Below are 17,139 nucleotides of genomic sequence, written 5' to 3' on the forward strand. Positions count from 1 at the left end.
ATACCCGCACTATCAAGATTCAGGAAAAACTCATCAAACTGTCAATTTAGCCTGGATAATCACATCATTAAAGTCATTATCACCACCACCAGCTAAATCTTCAAACCCGAAAGTGTTATTTCCTAATAGGCGAATGTGATCTATCTTATCAGAATTAGCCCCTAAATAGGCAAAGTAAGTTTGATCAACTTGTCCATTTATAACTTGGTCTACAGTTCGACCATTGGTAAGGATAAATGGCGCAAAAATACTCCCTCCTGTTAATAGTTTATCAGTAAAAGTTGCAGTTCCTTGATTATCAACCCGCAGATCAATTCCCGCTACACGATTGTTGATAGCTGCTTGTGCATAACCTGAATCACTTGGACGGAAATCAACAGTACCATTACCATCAACATCAATACCTCCATTTTCATCAGTCACTTTATAAAAACCCACAAAATTGTTAAAAGCTGCTTCTCTATTGACAATAAAATCAACTTTTACATCTTGGGTTATATCTCTTAAATCAATCACTTCTCCTTGTTGTTTTCCTTGCAGATTTGCACCTAATGGTAATGGGTCATTTGTGGATTTAATGTTCACTACCAAATCTTTGAAATCGGCATTATTATTAGAGCCATCTTTCCAACTCAAAGAGAAACCATCAGTACCTAAATCTCTAATATTTTGGTTTGAAAGGTCAGAAAACAGGATATTCGTAGCAGAGGTAATTCCAGTTTTAACACTATCAATTGTGCCATTTTTGATCAAGAAGAATCTCAGGTTATCGCTAGAATTAAATTCTAATAGGCTGTTCAATTTGTTGATATTAAATCCGTTGGGAATATTGGCAATAGTGGAGAAAATTACTTTTGATTTATTCAAAGCCGCTTGGGTATAACCTGTTTCTCCTGGGGTAATGCCGTTAATTTTACCTTGAGCATCATCAACAGTAAATACACCTAGTTCATTTACCAGATTAGAACTACTTCCCGCAAGGTTTACTTGAAGTTTTGGTTTACTAGCACTACCCGAAATAGTAAAAAGATCATCAGCAATTTTTGTGAGTGTTGATGTTCCTAAAGCAGAATTTAAGGTGACTAATGATTGGTCATCTTCATTGGGATTATTATTGTTAGGAGTGGAATCGGGGTCAGTTTCATTAACTGCTATTAATTCAGCGATGTTAGTAATAGCTCCTAACTGATTAACTTTGGCTGTTAGCTTGAGGTTACGAGTGAGATTATCTCTCATATTGCCTACATCCCACAAACCAGTTTGACTATCATAAGTTCCTTGGTCAGCTAAATAAGAAACAAAGCCTAGTTCAGAAGGGAGGATATCTTTGACTTTGATACCACTAGCAGTTCCAGTTCCTTTATTTTTCAGAGTAAGGGTAAAATTAATTTCATCACCGATTTGAGGGTTAGAATTATCTACAGTCTGTATTAACTCTAAATCAGTAGCAGTCGGAGTAATTGGACTAACATCTACAGCCAGAGTTACAGAATCATTATTAGGATTAGGATCACTTTCTGTACTAGATATATTAGCCGTAGAAGTTACAGTTCCAGCAATGAAAGGTGAAACTTCAATAGTTGCTGTGGCAGTTTCTCCACTATTTAAATTGCCTACATCTATTGATACAATTCCATTAGATTGAGAAACCTGCCCTTTACTCGCATTAGCCGCAATAAATTTAACTCCATTTGACAGATATTCCGTCAGAAATACTCCAGTAGAATTATTCGGTCCTTTATTTTGAATATTAATCGTGTAACTGAAATTCTCTCCCAAAAGAACATCTGGATTAGATAATACAGAAATCTCTAAATCTCCACCTGAAGTTGGAGTATTAGGATCTTGAGGTATATCTGTAAGAACAACATTGAGATTTTTTTGTTCTCCAGTTGCTAAGAAACCGCTAGAATCAACAGCACCAGCTTGTGTACCCTGAACACCACTTACTTGAACGTAGTGATCTTGCTCTAAACCAGTCAGTTCTAATGTTGCTGGAGAATCAACTTCACCAAATACCCAACCAATTCCATCTTGTTCACCAAACCAAACACTATTAGGGATTTCTGTGAGAACACCAGTAGCTTGGCTATATCCCAATCGTCGTCCTTGAGCATCTATCAAGAAACCATCTACAGGATCATTTATGAAATTCCATACATTTTTAGCCAGCCCAAAACTAAGTCCAGATTTACCAGTTGATATTTGCTTGCCTTTCTCTAATTTAGCGCCCAAGGTCTCTAAGATGAACTGCTGTACTCCTTTGTCGCTAGGCAATTTTCCATGCTCTACGCCATTAAATCCTCTATTCTGCTTTCCTGAAAGATAGGTTGAGGATTGAAGTGGGACAGTGCCATCACCACTATTTGGAGTTTCAATATCTTCCCACCATTGTTCATTAGTAGCAGGAATGTGACCTGGCGCTCCTTCAGTAAAAGATTCAACAGAGGGAACATATATATCTAGGATATCACCAGGAAGATCAACTAATTTTTTAGGACTTGTTCTACTCTCAACAGAAGTTATAGTTTTGACATTATCTCCAAAAACAACCGTAATATTACTTCTATCTGTAACCAGACCAGTATTAACGTTCAAATCTAATAGCAATGAGTTCTCTTGATTGGGTTGAACCTTTGCTCCAAAATTGTAAGTTGCTAAAAGTGCTTTAATCGTGGGAATATACTGATCTATAAATGCCTCTTTACTGGCTTTACTAGTCAAATCAGAATTCTTTGATTGAGCAATAACTGTTGCTTGAGTAATAGCTGTTGGACCATTTATAGTCCGTCCTTGCAGTAATTTTTGATAGGCAACATTGGCAAACTGCCGCATCACAAGACTGTAGCCAATGTCGGCATTCCAATCATCATTAATAGGATTCCATGCTTTAGGCGCACCTTGATTTGGCACTCCCAGCATAATCAAATTATCTATCTTAGGTAATGTTACACCATAAGCATCACTTTGAATATATGTTCTAGTAACTAAACCACCTGTACTATGTGCAATTACATCAACAGAGTCTAAAGGAGCAGCATCGGGAAAACGTTGTTGCCATTTTTCAGACGCTTGTTTTAACCAATAGCCAAGATAGTCAACACCATATTCATATTTGTTATCAGTAATGCTGGCAGCAGATATCCCAGTGATTATTCCATCACGTGAAGGATCATTTGGTCCTGGTGCTAATCGCCAGTCATAAGGAACAACAAACAGGTCTTCTCCTAATTTATAACCTGTATTGTGAAGTGTTGCGATTAAATCATCATAGCTATGTAATAGAGGATCAATTACTAATTCATTGGGATTTAAACCTCGATTTAAAACCCATCTGTCGTAATTATTAGGATTAACAAAAGAACCGGCAATACCAGGGAGAATTAAAATTGGTTTTCTAGAAGTTGTGATATTATAATTCCAAGCTGTCCCCGAATCATTTGTTGCCAATATAACCTGTAATTCATCAGATTTTCCTTGAGGAATACTCACTATTCCTGTTTTATCACCCGATACAAATCCCGTATTTAGGATTTCTTTGCCTTCATATCTAAGTATGAGTTGATCGGGAATAGTGAACATTTGATATTCATATTTAACTGTTCCTCCACCTTTAGAATCTAATTTAATTGTTTTTTGACTACCTTCAAAACCGCCACTAACAAAACCAGTAGTTGCCTTTTCAATTTGAAGTATCTGTCCATCCAAATTTATAGTTGCAGTATCATTCTTAGCCTTTAACTCCTGTAACTGATCAGGCTCAAATGTCTTTCCTTGCACCAAAGCCGCAAAAATCGCTCCTTCTTCACCGGGAGTATCAACTGTATTTATTTTTGCATCTACAGCATGACCAATTTCTTCTAATAATACTGAAGTAATAGAAGCAATATTTGCTGTATTTTGGTTGAGAAAATCTTGGGATAAATAAATGGTATTAGTAGCTTGAGCATAAGCTCCCATTGCTCCATCAAGTTCAGTTTCTAGGCGAACTTGAATATTAGGAATTATGCTAAAGTCTTCATTTTGCCAATCTTTTTGGATTTCAGTTATGTCAACTTTAACGCCAAAATTTAACTGCATTTTGGTTTGAAAATCTGGATCAGTGGCAAAATCATGTAATTGTTTCTCGGCTAATTCTAAAGCCGTTAATATCAGATTATTTTGTTCTTGGGTCAGTAAATCCTTAGCTAATTTTAAATTTGCAGTAGATTGAGAAATAGACATGATTTTTACTTCCTGATAACTTAAATAAGTAAGACTGAAATATTGCCAACTTTACAGAAAATAGCCTGATTAATTACTATTACATAATCCTGTAAGCTTCTCACCATTACGGCATCTTTGCAAGAGGATATCTAAATTTTTCCCCCATTTTCTACAAGCATCTGTGTTACCATCTTGGCATTGATCTGAAAGAGGAATATCAGTAATGACTCCTAGATATTTCCAACTATCATTAACTAATTTGTACATTTCTCCAGAGCGAGCAACTGCTATAGTTAGATTTCCCCACATTCCTGTTGATATTGAAGAACCATTGGCATCAAGTCTGACAAAAGTACCACAAACATCAAGACTTACAGGAACTAAACTAAATTTAAAAGGTGAATTTACAGGTTTGCATTCATAAGTTTGTCCATTAGCTGGCTGATTGTTAATTAATGTGGCTGCCATGGTAAAAGATATACCTGTAAAAAATAATTTCATGGTCAAGAATTTATTTTTAGATAAGTTGATACTCATTAATCTGCTCCAATTATTATGTTTGGTTATTATTTGCTAGGGAAAGTGTTGAATGATGAGCAAGATTCAAGCAAGCTATCATTCAACATAAAAATATATGGTTCTTCCGTACCTGTTATGCCAAATATGAGTTTATTTACCCCATAACCCATATAAATAAAGGGTTTCATTGTTTTTGATGCCAAATTTATGTCAAATTCACCGATGAATTAACGTAAAATCCTTACCATATAAGGATTTTAGGGTTTGACAAAATGATTTAGCATAGTAAGTACCGAAGAGCCAAATATATTTTGAACTAATTACTGATTTGGTATCAGTTCTGTCCTGGTGCAATTGTTTTTACCTTTTCCAGTTAAATCAATGCCTTGGTGAACAAAAGACATACATTCAACTGCACGTTGGTTTATATCAGCCTTCTCCTGATTAAATTTCCAGAAGATACAAAAAGCACCTGAAATGATCATCAGTATAAAAATCAAGAAATTTTTCATAACTGCGTCACTAAGAACCACTCACAATTTGACCGAAAAACCGACCAATAGCGTGAGCAATATGAGCAGGAACATCTTCATCAGGATGATCATGAACTTCTTGCTGATAAGCGTCATGAACAGCATTATTCGCAAGTCCCTGTACAAAACCAGTTGTAGCACCTACAACGACCTTACCAATGATCCCTTCTATTGTTGGTTCTTCCATTTTGTTGCTTTCTCCATTTGTATAGATATCTAGTGTTACGGTAAGTAACTAAAAGAGTTAGTGAACTCTAGAATCTTGATGACCCACTGTTTTCTTTAGGAGTTCTAACTGCTACTATTAGAGCAGTACACAAGTACACAAGGCTTGTTGTGTAGAAAAATCCACAATTAGAGTATTGTCAATACAACTTACGTGTACACCACGTAAAAAAATAGACTACTATAAGCGCGGAAGATACGGAGGAATGAGAGTGAAAGTGATATTTTAGGTAAGTCTTGGTCAAAAAACTCCGTAAATTATTGAGAATATTTATATAAAAAATTGATTTTAATTTGAAAATACACTAATTAAATAGGATGTTAATGATATCTAAATAGTTATGGACAAAAATAAATTTATTCAAGCGTTTGACAAACTAACAAATAGACGAAAGGAAGTGCTGCTAAAATTATTAGCATACGAAAGAGATATGGATATAGCATCATCTCTTCATATTGCAGAGTCCACAGTCAGAAAACACATTCAAGAAATTTGCGAAAACTTTGGACTAAAAAATGAACTAGGTGAACGTTATCCCAAACGTCATGACCTAGTTGAGCTATTTCTGCAATACCTACCTGAGTTAGTCAAAAAATCTGATTCTATTAATAGTCAAATTCAACAACAAATAACCTCCCAAAACTTGAAAAAACAGCACCAAGACTGGGGAGAAGCACCTGAAGTTCCTCACTTTTGTGGACGTACTCAAGAAATTGAAATTCTCAAACATGGGATTGTTACAGATAAAGCAAAATTATTAGCATTGTTGGGTATGGGTGGCATTGGTAAAACTGCTTTAGTTACGAAAATATCCCAAGAAATTCAGGATAAATTTGATTGGTTAATTTGGCGAAGTTTAAGAGAAGCACCATCAATTCAAAATATTTTAGCAGACTTGATTTTTTTTATTTCCCAAGAACAAGAAATTGATTTACCTGATACTGTTGGCGGGAGAATAACCAAACTACTGGAATATCTAAGTTACTCTCGCTGTCTCATCATTTTAGATAATGCTGAATCAATTTTTCAAGCAGGCACATATACTGGGAATTATTGTCAAGGTTATGAAGGATATGGCGAATTATTCAAACAAATAGGAATAGGAAAACATCAAAGCTGCTTAATAATAACCAGTCGAGAAAAACCATCAGAAATTGCTCACCTAGAAGGAGATACCTTACCTGTTCGCACACTAACTCTGGCAGGAATAAATACAGAATATCAACAAATATTTAATAATAAATGCTTATTAATATCTTCAGAAGAAGCTCAAAAATTAATTCATTTATATCAAGGTAATCCCCAAGCTTTAAATATAGTCTCTTCCCGTATTCAAGAATTATATAGCGGTAATGTATCTGAATTTTTTGCAGAAGAACAACCCGTATTTGGTGATATACGTCAACTTCTAGCGGAACAGTTTAACCGTTTATCAGAATCAGAAAAACAAATTATGTACTGGTTAGCAATTAATCGAGAGTTGGTTTCAATACAAGAATTAAAAGATGATATTGTTTTAAAAAATTATCAAAAAACTATTACTGATAACCTAGAATCTCTCAAAAGGCGTTCTTTAATTGAAAAAGGGAAAAATGAGAATCGCTACACATTACAAAATGTGATTATGGAGTTTATCACGGAAAACTTGATTGAAAAAGTTTATGAGGAGGTTATTAATGGCAACCATGATTTATTGAATAGTCATGCCCTAATTAAAGCTCAATCTAAAGATTATATTCGAGAAATTCAAATTCGCCTAATTCTTGAACCATTAATTGAAAAATTACGTTATCAATTTAAGGGAACAAAAAATTTAGAAAATAAACTCCAAGAAATTATTATAAATTGCCAAAAACAATCACCTCTATCTCCAGGATATTTAGGAGGCAATATTCTGAATATATTTTGTCACCTAAAAACAGACTTAACCAACTATAATTTTTCTTATTTAACTATTTGTCAAGCCTATCTTCAGGGAGTTCATTTACATCAGACTAATTTTGCCTATTCTGATTTATCTAAATCCGTTTTCTCGAAATCATTAGCTGGTGTTCTAGCAGTAGCATTTAGTCCTGATGGTAAATTTTGGGCTACGGGTGATACAGATAAAAATTTATATATTTGGCGATTAGCAGATAGTCAAATTATCACTACTTGTATAGGTCATACTAATTGGATCAGATCAATTGCTTTTCATCCTCAAGAACCAATTTTAGCCAGTGCTGGTAACGATGCTACCGTGAGAATATGGAATATTTATACTGGTGAATGTATTGCTAAATTAGAAGAACACAAGGATCAAGTTTGGTCAGTTGCTTTTAGTCCTAATGGTCAAATTTTAGCTAGTGCTAGTGATGATTTTACTGTCAGATTGTGGGATGTTAATTCATATCAATGTCGTCACATTTTTACAGAACATACTTACTGGGTACGTACGGTTGCTTTTAACGCTCAAGGAACAATTTTAGCCAGTGCCAGTGTAGATCAAACTGTTAAATTATGGGATGTAAATACAGGTGAATGTCGCACTACATGGAGACAAGGAAATTATCCTATTCGCTCCATTGCTTTTAGTCCCAATGGTAAAATTTTAGCGATTGGCAGCGATGATAAGATAGTGAGATTGCTGAATATCTATACAGGGGAATGTCTGAAGACTTTTCATGGACATGATGGAAGAATTTGGTCGGTTATTTTTAGTCCTGATGGGACAATTTTAGCTAGTGGTAGTGCTGATCAAACTATCAAATTATGGAACATTGAAACTGGTGAATTTTTCACTTTACCAGAAAGAGATGCCTTTGGCGATCGCAGCTATCGTCGCGTGCGAGTTATAGCCTTTAGTCCTGATGGTAAAACTTTAATTAGTGGTAGCGATGATCAAAGTGTTAGATTATGGGATGTGGATAAATGTAAATCTTTAAAAACTATATATGGTCACACACAAAGAGTATGGTCAGTTACATTTTCTCTCGATGATAAAACTTTAATTAGTGGTAGTGATGATGGCAAAATTTCTATCTGGAATATTCAAACAGGTAAATGCAAAATATTAGGAAATCATGCCAAGCGAGTACAGTCAGTTGCCTATACACCTCAAGGCAAAAAAATAGCTAGTGGTGGTAATGATGGTTGGGTAAAATTATGGGACATTACCACAGGTAAAAGTGTCAGTTTATCAGAAAAACATGGTGATTGGATTTGGTTAGTTAGTTTTAATTATGATGGGACAAAACTGGTGAGTGCAGGTGATGATCATAGTATAAAATTATGGGATACAAACACAAACCAATGCTGGAAAAGTTTAAATGATTATCCATATTGGATTTGGTCAGTTGCTATCAGTCCTGATTCTGAAAATATAGTTATTGGTAGTGATGCTCATATCTTACAGTTATGGAATATTGCCACTGGAAAACTCACAAACATAGGGGAACATCAAAATAGAATACGTTCAGTTGCCTGGAGTCCTCATGGTAAAATTATCGCTAGTGCTAGTGATGATCTAACGATAAAACTATGGGATGTTAGCAGTGGTGAATGTCTGCACATTTTAGCAGGTCATAATGCTCAAATTAGATTCCTTGTCTTCAATCCTGAAAGCAAAATTGTGGCTAGTGCTAGTGATGATAAAATCATCAGATTATGGGATGTAAATACGGGTCAATGTTTGCATAAATTACAATCACACACAAAGCCAGTTTGGTCAGTTGCTTTTAGTTTTGATGGTAAAATTCTAGCGAGTGGGAGTGAAGACACAACCATCAACTTGTGGGATGTGCAAACAGGCAATTGTTTACAAACTTTAATACCTAAGAAGCTTTATCAAGATATGAATATTGCAGAAACTCAAGGCTTAACAGAAGCTCAAAGAGATATTATCATAGGATTAGGTGCTACCAATACATACAAAAATTGATTTATTTGGGTGAATTTTAGTCTCATACAATCTCTCTTAGAGGATGTTTTAAAAGTCTCTTATGGTGTATAAAATATTGTTAGATCCCGTATAAGATAGGCGCAAAGGTAAGAGTTTTAAGGGTTCAATTTGGAAATTTTATGGTTGGTGGAGTTTAATCGGAATTTCAATGATAAACTCTGTTCCTTTTCCAGGTGCAGAGATACAATCTAATTTACCACTGTGTTTATCTACGATAATTTGATAACTGATTGATAGTCCTAAACCTGTACCTTCTCCTATAGGTTTGGTTGTGAAAAAAGGATCAAATATGCGTTGTTTAATTTCGGGATTTATCCCCATACCATTATCTTTAATGGCAATTTGTACCCAATTATTATTAATAATTTGAGTGCGAATAATGATCTGGCTAGGATTATTCTTGAGTTCTGCGGTAGATAAACTTTTTTCACGCTGTTTGAGAACATCAATCGCATTACTAATGATATTCATAAATACCTGATTTAGTTGGGAAGCATAACATTGAACTAAGGGAATATCACCATAATTTTTAATGACTACATTGCTAGAATAGCCTAACTTTTCTTGGAATCGGGTTTCTAAAATCATTAATGTACTATCAATTCCTTCATGAATATCTACAGATTTTATGGCAGATTCGTCCAGACGGGAAAAATTACGTAAACTTAAAATAATCTTCCGAATCCGTTCTGAACCTACCATCATTGAATCAAGAATTCTAGGTAAATCTTGAATAACAAAATCAAAATCATTGTCTTGTTTATATTTTTCAATAGTAGCTGATGGACAAGGATATTCTTGTTGATATATATTCAGTAAATTGATAATAGATTCAATATAGTTACTAGCGTGTTCAATATTCGCATAGATAAAATTGACGGGGTTATTAATTTCATGGGCAATACCCGCAACCATTTGTCCTAAACTGGACATTTTCTCCGTTTGAATTAATTGTGATTGTGTGGCTTTTAATTCATTCAATGTTTGTTCTAAGTGCAGATTTTTTTCATTGAGTTCCTGAGTTCTTTGGGTGACTTTTTCTTCTAAATCACTATAGAGTTGGGCATTTTCTAGGGAAATAGCAGCTTGAGAAGATAGGAGATTTAATATTCTTAATCTGTCAATAGTGAAAGCACCCACAGTTAGATTATTTTCTAAATAAAGAATACCAACTAATTGCCCTTTATTCAAAATAGGATTGCATAATATGGATTTAGATTGATGCTGAATAATGTATGAATCATTGGCAAAATTCTGATCATTTGTAGCATCACTAATTAATAAATATTCTTGCATATTTGCTACATAATTAATAATACTTAATGGTAAATCTTGGCTATCGTTAATTGGTGTAGTAGAAAATTTATATTCATGTTCATTCATACATTGAGCTACTAATATTAAATTTCCCTGTTTTTGCAAAATTAATGCAGATTTATTGGCGGCAACATTCTCTGATATTACCTGCATGAGAGTATATAATAACTTATTTATCTGAATTTCCGAAGCGATCGCTAAGGATGCTTTAGTCACAGTTTCTAAATCTAATAATGCAGAAACACCTGTCAAACTAGGTTTACTAATAAGTGTACTTACTTCACCGGCTGTTAATTTAGTTTTGGTTTGATTAATAATATGTTCAAGCAAATGAGGATAGGTTGTTTCTAAATTCTCAATTTTAGCCTTAGCTCCCCAATTAGCATAACAATAATAAGCATCTATTAAATAAGTTTTGGCAATTTTTTCTTTATTAACGCTCAAATAAAATTTAGCTGCTAGTTCATTAGCTAGTGCTTCTTCATGAAGATATTTGTATTTTTTAGCTCCAGTAATTGCTTGATCATAAAGCTCTATTGCTTGCCAATTATTTCCTAACACTCTCGCTTTTTCTGCTTCTATTAATTGATATTTATGTTGAAAATTCATGGGTGCATGAACAGCCCAATTTTTCATTTTCTCTTGATTGGATAAAACCTTTTCTAAATATTGTTTTTGTCCACTCACAGACTGCTGATTATATTCAGCTAAAAGAGATAAAGAATAATAAAAATTATATTGACTCGTAGTAACTTGTCCCACTACACATTCTAAATAAGCTTCACCTTGAATCCCATTCTCAACAGCGATACTGGTTAAACCAGAGAAGTAATAAAATATAGTTTTTGCTAAATATAATGAAAATATTACAGTTGATGATTTAGATGCGATTAAAATTGGTAATATTTGAGATTCATCAAACAACTCACCATCAAATGTTTGTTTGGTTTCATTAATTTCTGCAAGATTAAAAACTAGCTGATACCATAGCTTATGTAGTAAAACGGTACCTTGTTGCTTGAAGCTATACATTAAAAGTATATGACTTTTTAACTGCTCAAATACATAGGATAAGTTTTCACCACTGAAAATCATATTCATGTTATACATTGACGAGCAGTAACCAGAATATTCTAAATCTCCAGTTTCTATTCCGCTTTGTAATGCGTCTTGTAAACTACTAACTACTGTTTTGAGATGTTTTTTCCAAAATAGAACATTGCAAGCCCACATTAGCATAACTCGACATTTAACTGTTCTACCATCAAATTTATCTAATATATTTAAAGCCAATTCACCATAACGATATCCAGTTTCAATATCAGCAACAAAACCGCAGAGTATCACACCATAGTTTACATATCCATGAGCAGAAAACGGGGAATTACCATAGTTTACTGATAGATTGATCATGGTAAAGATAATAACTGGGAATAATTCTGGATCAACAAAATAACTAGCAGCAGTCAGATTAGTTAAAATCCGCATCACCGCAAGTTTATCAGTAGCTATCATCTCTGGTAAATTGATTAAATCATCAACATTTAAGTTTTGTGGAGGTGTTTTTTCTAAGTTTACTCCCAGCAAGTTGACTAAATTCAACCCTGTCTCTATTGCTCTTTGTAGTTGCAATTGAGACATATAGATTTGTATTTGTGCTTCATACACTTTTACTTTATCTATAAGACTAGTAGCATTTTTTTTAACTACTTCTATATATATTTCTGCTTGCTCAAAATCAATATTTAAATATTCTGCTTCTACGATTTCTGTGTAAAGATTTAAAGTTAATTCATACTGATATTGCCAACTATTTACTGCTAAAAGTTCCAAGCCTACCTTTAAATATCTAATAGCAGCTTCATAAGCGGTAGAAGATTTGGCTTTACAACCAGCAATTAAATTTAATTTAGCTAATTCATATCTTTCTGACTGATTAGTAATTAATTCAACCCCAATATTTAACTGGTTAACTATCTCAAATATCTTCTCTTCCAGTTCCGCAGCATTGGTATTTTTTAATAGTAACTGACCAATTTTTAAGTGCATTGCTGATTTATCAACATCAGAAATTAGGACATAAGCTGCTTGCTGAACTCGGTCATGAAAAAATTTATATTTAGCGAAAATTAATTCAGTGCTATTAACCGGAAAATTTAAGTTAAAAATATCAAATACTGATGCTTCGCCCGTAAAAAATTTATATGCTTCATTTTGGGGAATAATCAGTTCTTCTTGCAAAGCATCCCATAATTCAGCCGCTATTTGTATTTGGGATTTTTCGCAAACTATAGCCAGGGTAGATAAATCAAATTGGCTGCCAATACAAGCAGCTATTTTTAAAATATCTTGAGTATTTTCAGGTAATTTTTGTAATTGGATTTTAAGAAAATTAACAATATCATCATTATGATATAAGGTTTTGACTGCATTTAGATCACACTGCCAATAACTAAGGCTAAAATTAAAAGTAATTAATCCATCTTCATGTAATGATTTAAGTAACTGATTGGTAAAAAATGGATTACCTTGGGTGGTTCTTAAAAGTAGTTCCGTTAGTTTTTGGCTATGTGATTCTGGACAACATAGAGTATCTGTAACTAATAGTCTAATATGAGATTTATTTAAAGCTTGCAAAATAATCTGATTAATTGTGATATTTTCTTGACGAATATCATCTAAAGTTGTGATTAAAGGATGTCCCGGATTGACTTCATTATCTCGATACGCTCCAATTAATAATAAATATTTTGTGTATTTTTCACACATTAATAATTTTATGAATTTTAAAGAAGCTAGATCAGCCCATTGTAAATCATCTAAAAAAATGACCAATGGATGTTCACTTGTAGCAAATACTTGAATAAACTTACTAAATAATAAATTAAAGCGATTTTCTGAAGCATTTCCTGTTAGTTCAGAAACTGGTGGTTGCAGTCCAATAATATTTTTTAGTTCAGGAATAACATCAATAATTACCTGTGCTTGTTCTCCCAAAGCTGATAATATCTGAATTTTCCACTCTTGTAACTGCACCATATTTTCGGTTAGCAGTTGTCTCATGAGACTGCGAAATGCTTGCACTAATGCAGAAAAGGGAACATTTCGCTGAAATTGATCATACTTACCAGAGATAAAATAACCTTTTTCCCGCACAATTGGTTTATGAACTTCATTAACGACGGCAGTTTTACCAATCCCAGAAAACCCTGCCACTAATATTAGTTCTTTATTACCAGAACTGACATTTTTAAAAGCATTTAATAAGGTAATAATTTCTTGTTCTCTACCATAAAGTTTTTCAGGAATCAGAAACCTATCACTTACGTCTCTCTGTCCTAACTCAAAGTTACCAATCTCACCTTGAGTTAATAAAATTTGCTGACATATTTCTAGATCATATCTAATTCCTCTAGCTGTTTGATATCTATTATCAGGGTTTTTTGCCATTAACTTAGCAATGACATCTGCGAGAACTTGAGGAATTTGGGGATTAATTTCTCTAGCATTAATAGGTTCTTTTGCCAGATGGTAATATATCAACTCTAAATGGTTTGGACTATAAAAAGGTAATTGTCCTGTGAGTAATTCATAAAAAGTTACTCCTAAAGAATAAAAATCAGTGCGGTAATCTATGCCTCTATTCATTCTTCCCGTTTGTTCTGGAGACATATAGATAAGTGTCCCTGCTAATACATTGGGGCTTTTGATGTCCGTAGTTTCTTTAGGTAATAGGGAGGAAATACCAAAATCTATCAGCTTGATTTCCTGAGTTTGGGGATTAATTAGAATATTTCTTGGTTTAATATCTTTATGAATAATTCTCTTGGCATTCAGAAACTCTAATGCTTTAGTAATTGCGATCGCAATCGGCAGAAAAGAGTTAATATCTAATTTTTGTAAGTTGGTATATTCACTTAAAGATATACCACTAAAATCTTCTAAGATTAGGGCATAACTATTACCATATTTTTCTAGGGCATAAGATTTAATAATATTTGGGTGATCTATTTGTTGACTAATAGCAAATTGATTTTTAAATGCTATTAAATCCTGCAACCCGGGATATTCTGCGTTGAGAATCTTGATAATAACTGAAATCTGTGTTGTTTGTTGTTGACCACGATAAACTGTAGTTTTTTTACTAGCATAAATAAGTTCAGTAATTGTATACCCAGGAATAGTAACTGTACCAATATTACTTTTGTTCATCTTGTTTTTTTCAGCGATATTTCATCTTCAGTGAAGCCAGGTGGGGGAGGGAAGAACAGAAGTTTTTTTCCATTACCCATCAAAATTTATTTGACGAACTACTAGTACCGCAAGGCGGAAGTCAAAAGTCAAAAGTCAAAAGTCAAAATGAAGACAGTATAGGCTTTTGGAGGATTTAGAATGGTTGGTTTATTTACGCCGTTTTGTACTAGCCAAGATTATGAGATGAACGGAATAAATGATTATGTTCGGGGTGATACAAGCGGGAGCGCCCACTTACTGGTAGCAGTGCAGGACTGATGACATAAAGTGTAGTTCGCCGTAATTTTTCTTCATGGGTACAATCTGCCATTTGTGCTAAATTTACAACCCGGATTTTTTCATCTGGCCAGCCTAAACGATAGCAAATTGCGACTGGAGTATCTGGATCATAATGTTCTAACAATTTCCCTTGGGCTTCAGTGATATGACTCACACTTAAATATAAACATAAACTGGCATGATGGGCTGCTAAAGCTGCTAACTCTTCAGTATCGGGAACATGAGTACGGCCGCTAATACGAGTGAGAATAATAGTTTGGACTAAACCAGGGACAGTTAACTCTATTTTCAATTTAGCTGCGGCAGCTTGAAAGGCACTGATACCAGGGATAACTTCAAAGGGAATATTCGCATCGGCTAATAGCTGCATTTGTTCATGAATAGCACTATACAGACTAGGATCACCAGAATGTAGCCTGACCACTGATTTATGCGATCGCACAGCATCAATCATCAGTGGTACAATTTCTTCCAAAGTCCGATTTGCTGTTTTAATAATTTCCGCATCTGCACGACAAATATCTAAAATCTGTTCGGGAATTAAAGAATCTGCAAATAAAATTACATCAGCCCCAGCCAACAACTTTTGCGCCCTAACCGTTAATAAATCAGGATCTCCAGGTCCTGCCCCAACAATATAAACCGTAGGCTCTAAGGAATTTGGATACTTAGAAAAACTTAAATTACTAGTAGATTCACTCATCAATTGCCCCTTTTAAAACCCTGCAAAAAAAACCTTTAGCATTTCCCTCGCACTATCCGGATTCAGCCACTTTGCCCAGTAGAAATAGATGGTAGATGCACCCTGGTTAAGCCCTGGAGATTAATTACTCTGGGGCATTTTTTTCTCCATTCACTGAAGAAACAATATCAGGTAAAGAGCGCTTGAATATATACAACCAAGCTAAACCAAATAATCCTAAAGTCATTCCCCCTAAACTTACCATTTGTGCCATCCGTAAAGGTCCTAGCATTAAGCTATCTGTGCGTAAACCTTCAATCCAAATCCGTCCCAAGCTATAGGCAACCCAGTAAACTAAAAATAACGTTCCTACCTTCAACCGGGGTTTTTTAGATAAAGCTCGAAAAAACAAAGTTAGCAACAATGCAAACACCATTAAATTCCACAGCGATTCGTACAGAAAAGTGGGATGGAAATATTCAAAATTCACGAAATCCAAAGGACGACGATCTGGGGGAATATATAATTTCCAAGGTAAATTAGTTGGTCTGCCAAAAGCTTCCGAGTTGAAAAAATTTCCCCACCGACCAATGGCTTGCCCTAGTATTAAGGAAGGAGCAACCAAATCAGTCAATTGCCAAAAAGATACCTGATTCAATCTAGCAAAAATTAACGCTGCGATCGCACCGCCAATAATTGCCCCATGAATCGCAATACCCCCTTGCCAAATTGCAACTATTCGTTCCGGGTGTTGAGAATATTCTGGCCACTGAAACAAAACATAATACAATCTAGCGGCAGGAATAGCCCCAATCACCAACCAAATTGATAAATCACTGATTAAATCTGGATTCAGATGACGACGCTTGGCTAGGTATTGAGAAAGACTAACACCAATTAATACAGCAGAAGCAATCAACAACCCATACCAACGAATAACAATGGGACCCAACTTAACCACAATCGGACCAGGAGAAGTAAATAAAAACCCCAAAGGCAAAACAGAAAAATCCACTACCATACAAAACTACCTATAGGAATTTGAAATCTATGGAGATGAAACACAATAATATAGTATGCCTTAGTCACTATAGCGATAAGTAATTCGGCAAAATTAAAATCATTTGTAGAATTTGGTAATTGGTAATCGGTCATTGGAATAATTCTTTCCCTGTCTCTTATA

Annotated in this window: 7 protein-coding genes; 1 reads left to right on the top strand and 6 read right to left on the bottom strand. The window is 34.3% G+C overall.

Annotated elements, in window-relative coordinates:
• Positions 1-33: 33 nt before the first annotated feature.
• The 3 genes from IQ226_RS11845 to IQ226_RS11855 form a co-directional block, all read right to left on the bottom strand.
• Positions 34-4,224, bottom strand: a complete 4,191-nt coding sequence (locus IQ226_RS11845; RefSeq protein ID WP_193895594.1) for a DUF4114 domain-containing protein — start codon at positions 4,222-4,224, stop codon at positions 34-36.
• A 69-nt stretch (positions 4,225-4,293) separates the two neighbouring features.
• Entirely contained in the window at positions 4,294-4,743 is a 450-nt protein-coding gene (locus tag IQ226_RS11850; protein ID WP_193895596.1) for a hypothetical protein, read from the bottom strand.
• A gap of 504 nt (positions 4,744-5,247) precedes the next feature.
• A complete protein-coding gene (locus tag IQ226_RS11855) occupies positions 5,248-5,445 on the bottom strand; it encodes a hypothetical protein (protein ID WP_193895598.1) in 198 nt (65 codons plus the stop codon).
• A 379-nt stretch (positions 5,446-5,824) separates the two neighbouring features.
• On the opposite strand from IQ226_RS11855, the gene IQ226_RS11860 reads away from it, so the two are divergent.
• On the top strand, positions 5,825-9,403 hold the full coding sequence (locus IQ226_RS11860; RefSeq protein ID WP_193895600.1) for an NB-ARC domain-containing protein: 3,579 nt from the start codon (positions 5,825-5,827) through the stop codon (positions 9,401-9,403).
• Positions 9,404-9,541: 138 nt separating this feature from the next.
• Here IQ226_RS11860 and IQ226_RS11865 read toward each other — a convergent pair whose 3' ends face one another.
• The 3 genes from IQ226_RS11865 to lgt form a co-directional block, all read right to left on the bottom strand.
• A complete protein-coding gene (locus IQ226_RS11865) occupies positions 9,542-14,953 on the bottom strand; it encodes an ATP-binding sensor histidine kinase (RefSeq protein ID WP_193895602.1) in 5,412 nt (1,803 codons plus the stop codon).
• Positions 14,954-15,161: 208 nt separating this feature from the next.
• Positions 15,162-15,977 (bottom strand): precorrin-4 C(11)-methyltransferase, encoded by an 816-nt coding sequence (gene cobM, locus IQ226_RS11870; protein ID WP_193895604.1) that lies wholly within the window; start codon positions 15,975-15,977, stop codon positions 15,162-15,164.
• Positions 15,978-16,101: 124 nt separating this feature from the next.
• The gene (gene lgt / locus IQ226_RS11875) at positions 16,102-16,977 is read right to left on the bottom strand and encodes a prolipoprotein diacylglyceryl transferase (RefSeq protein WP_193895606.1); all 876 of its coding nucleotides are present in this window, start codon (positions 16,975-16,977) and stop codon (positions 16,102-16,104) included.
• Positions 16,978-17,139 lie beyond the last annotated feature (162 nt).

The organism is Dolichospermum sp. LEGE 00240 (genome assembly GCF_015207875.1).
GTDB classification, from domain to species: domain Bacteria; phylum Cyanobacteriota; class Cyanobacteriia; order Cyanobacteriales; family Nostocaceae; genus Dolichospermum; species Dolichospermum gracile.

Excerpts from the sequence above, each read along its gene's own strand:
- IQ226_RS11865 (WP_193895602.1), bottom strand. The coding sequence starts at position 14,953 with ATGAACAAAAGTAATATTGGTACAGTTACTATTCCTGGGTATACAATT.
- IQ226_RS11850 (WP_193895596.1), bottom strand. The coding sequence starts at position 4,743 with ATGAGTATCAACTTATCTAAAAATAAATTCTTGACCATGAAATTATTT.
- IQ226_RS11860 (WP_193895600.1), top strand. The coding sequence starts at position 5,825 with ATGGACAAAAATAAATTTATTCAAGCGTTTGACAAACTAACAAATAGA.
- IQ226_RS11845 (WP_193895594.1), bottom strand. The coding sequence starts at position 4,224 with ATGTCTATTTCTCAATCTACTGCAAATTTAAAATTAGCTAAGGATTTA.
- IQ226_RS11855 (WP_193895598.1), bottom strand. The coding sequence starts at position 5,445 with ATGGAAGAACCAACAATAGAAGGGATCATTGGTAAGGTCGTTGTAGGT.
- lgt (WP_193895606.1), bottom strand. The coding sequence starts at position 16,977 with ATGGTAGTGGATTTTTCTGTTTTGCCTTTGGGGTTTTTATTTACTTCT.
- cobM (WP_193895604.1), bottom strand. The coding sequence starts at position 15,977 with ATGAGTGAATCTACTAGTAATTTAAGTTTTTCTAAGTATCCAAATTCC.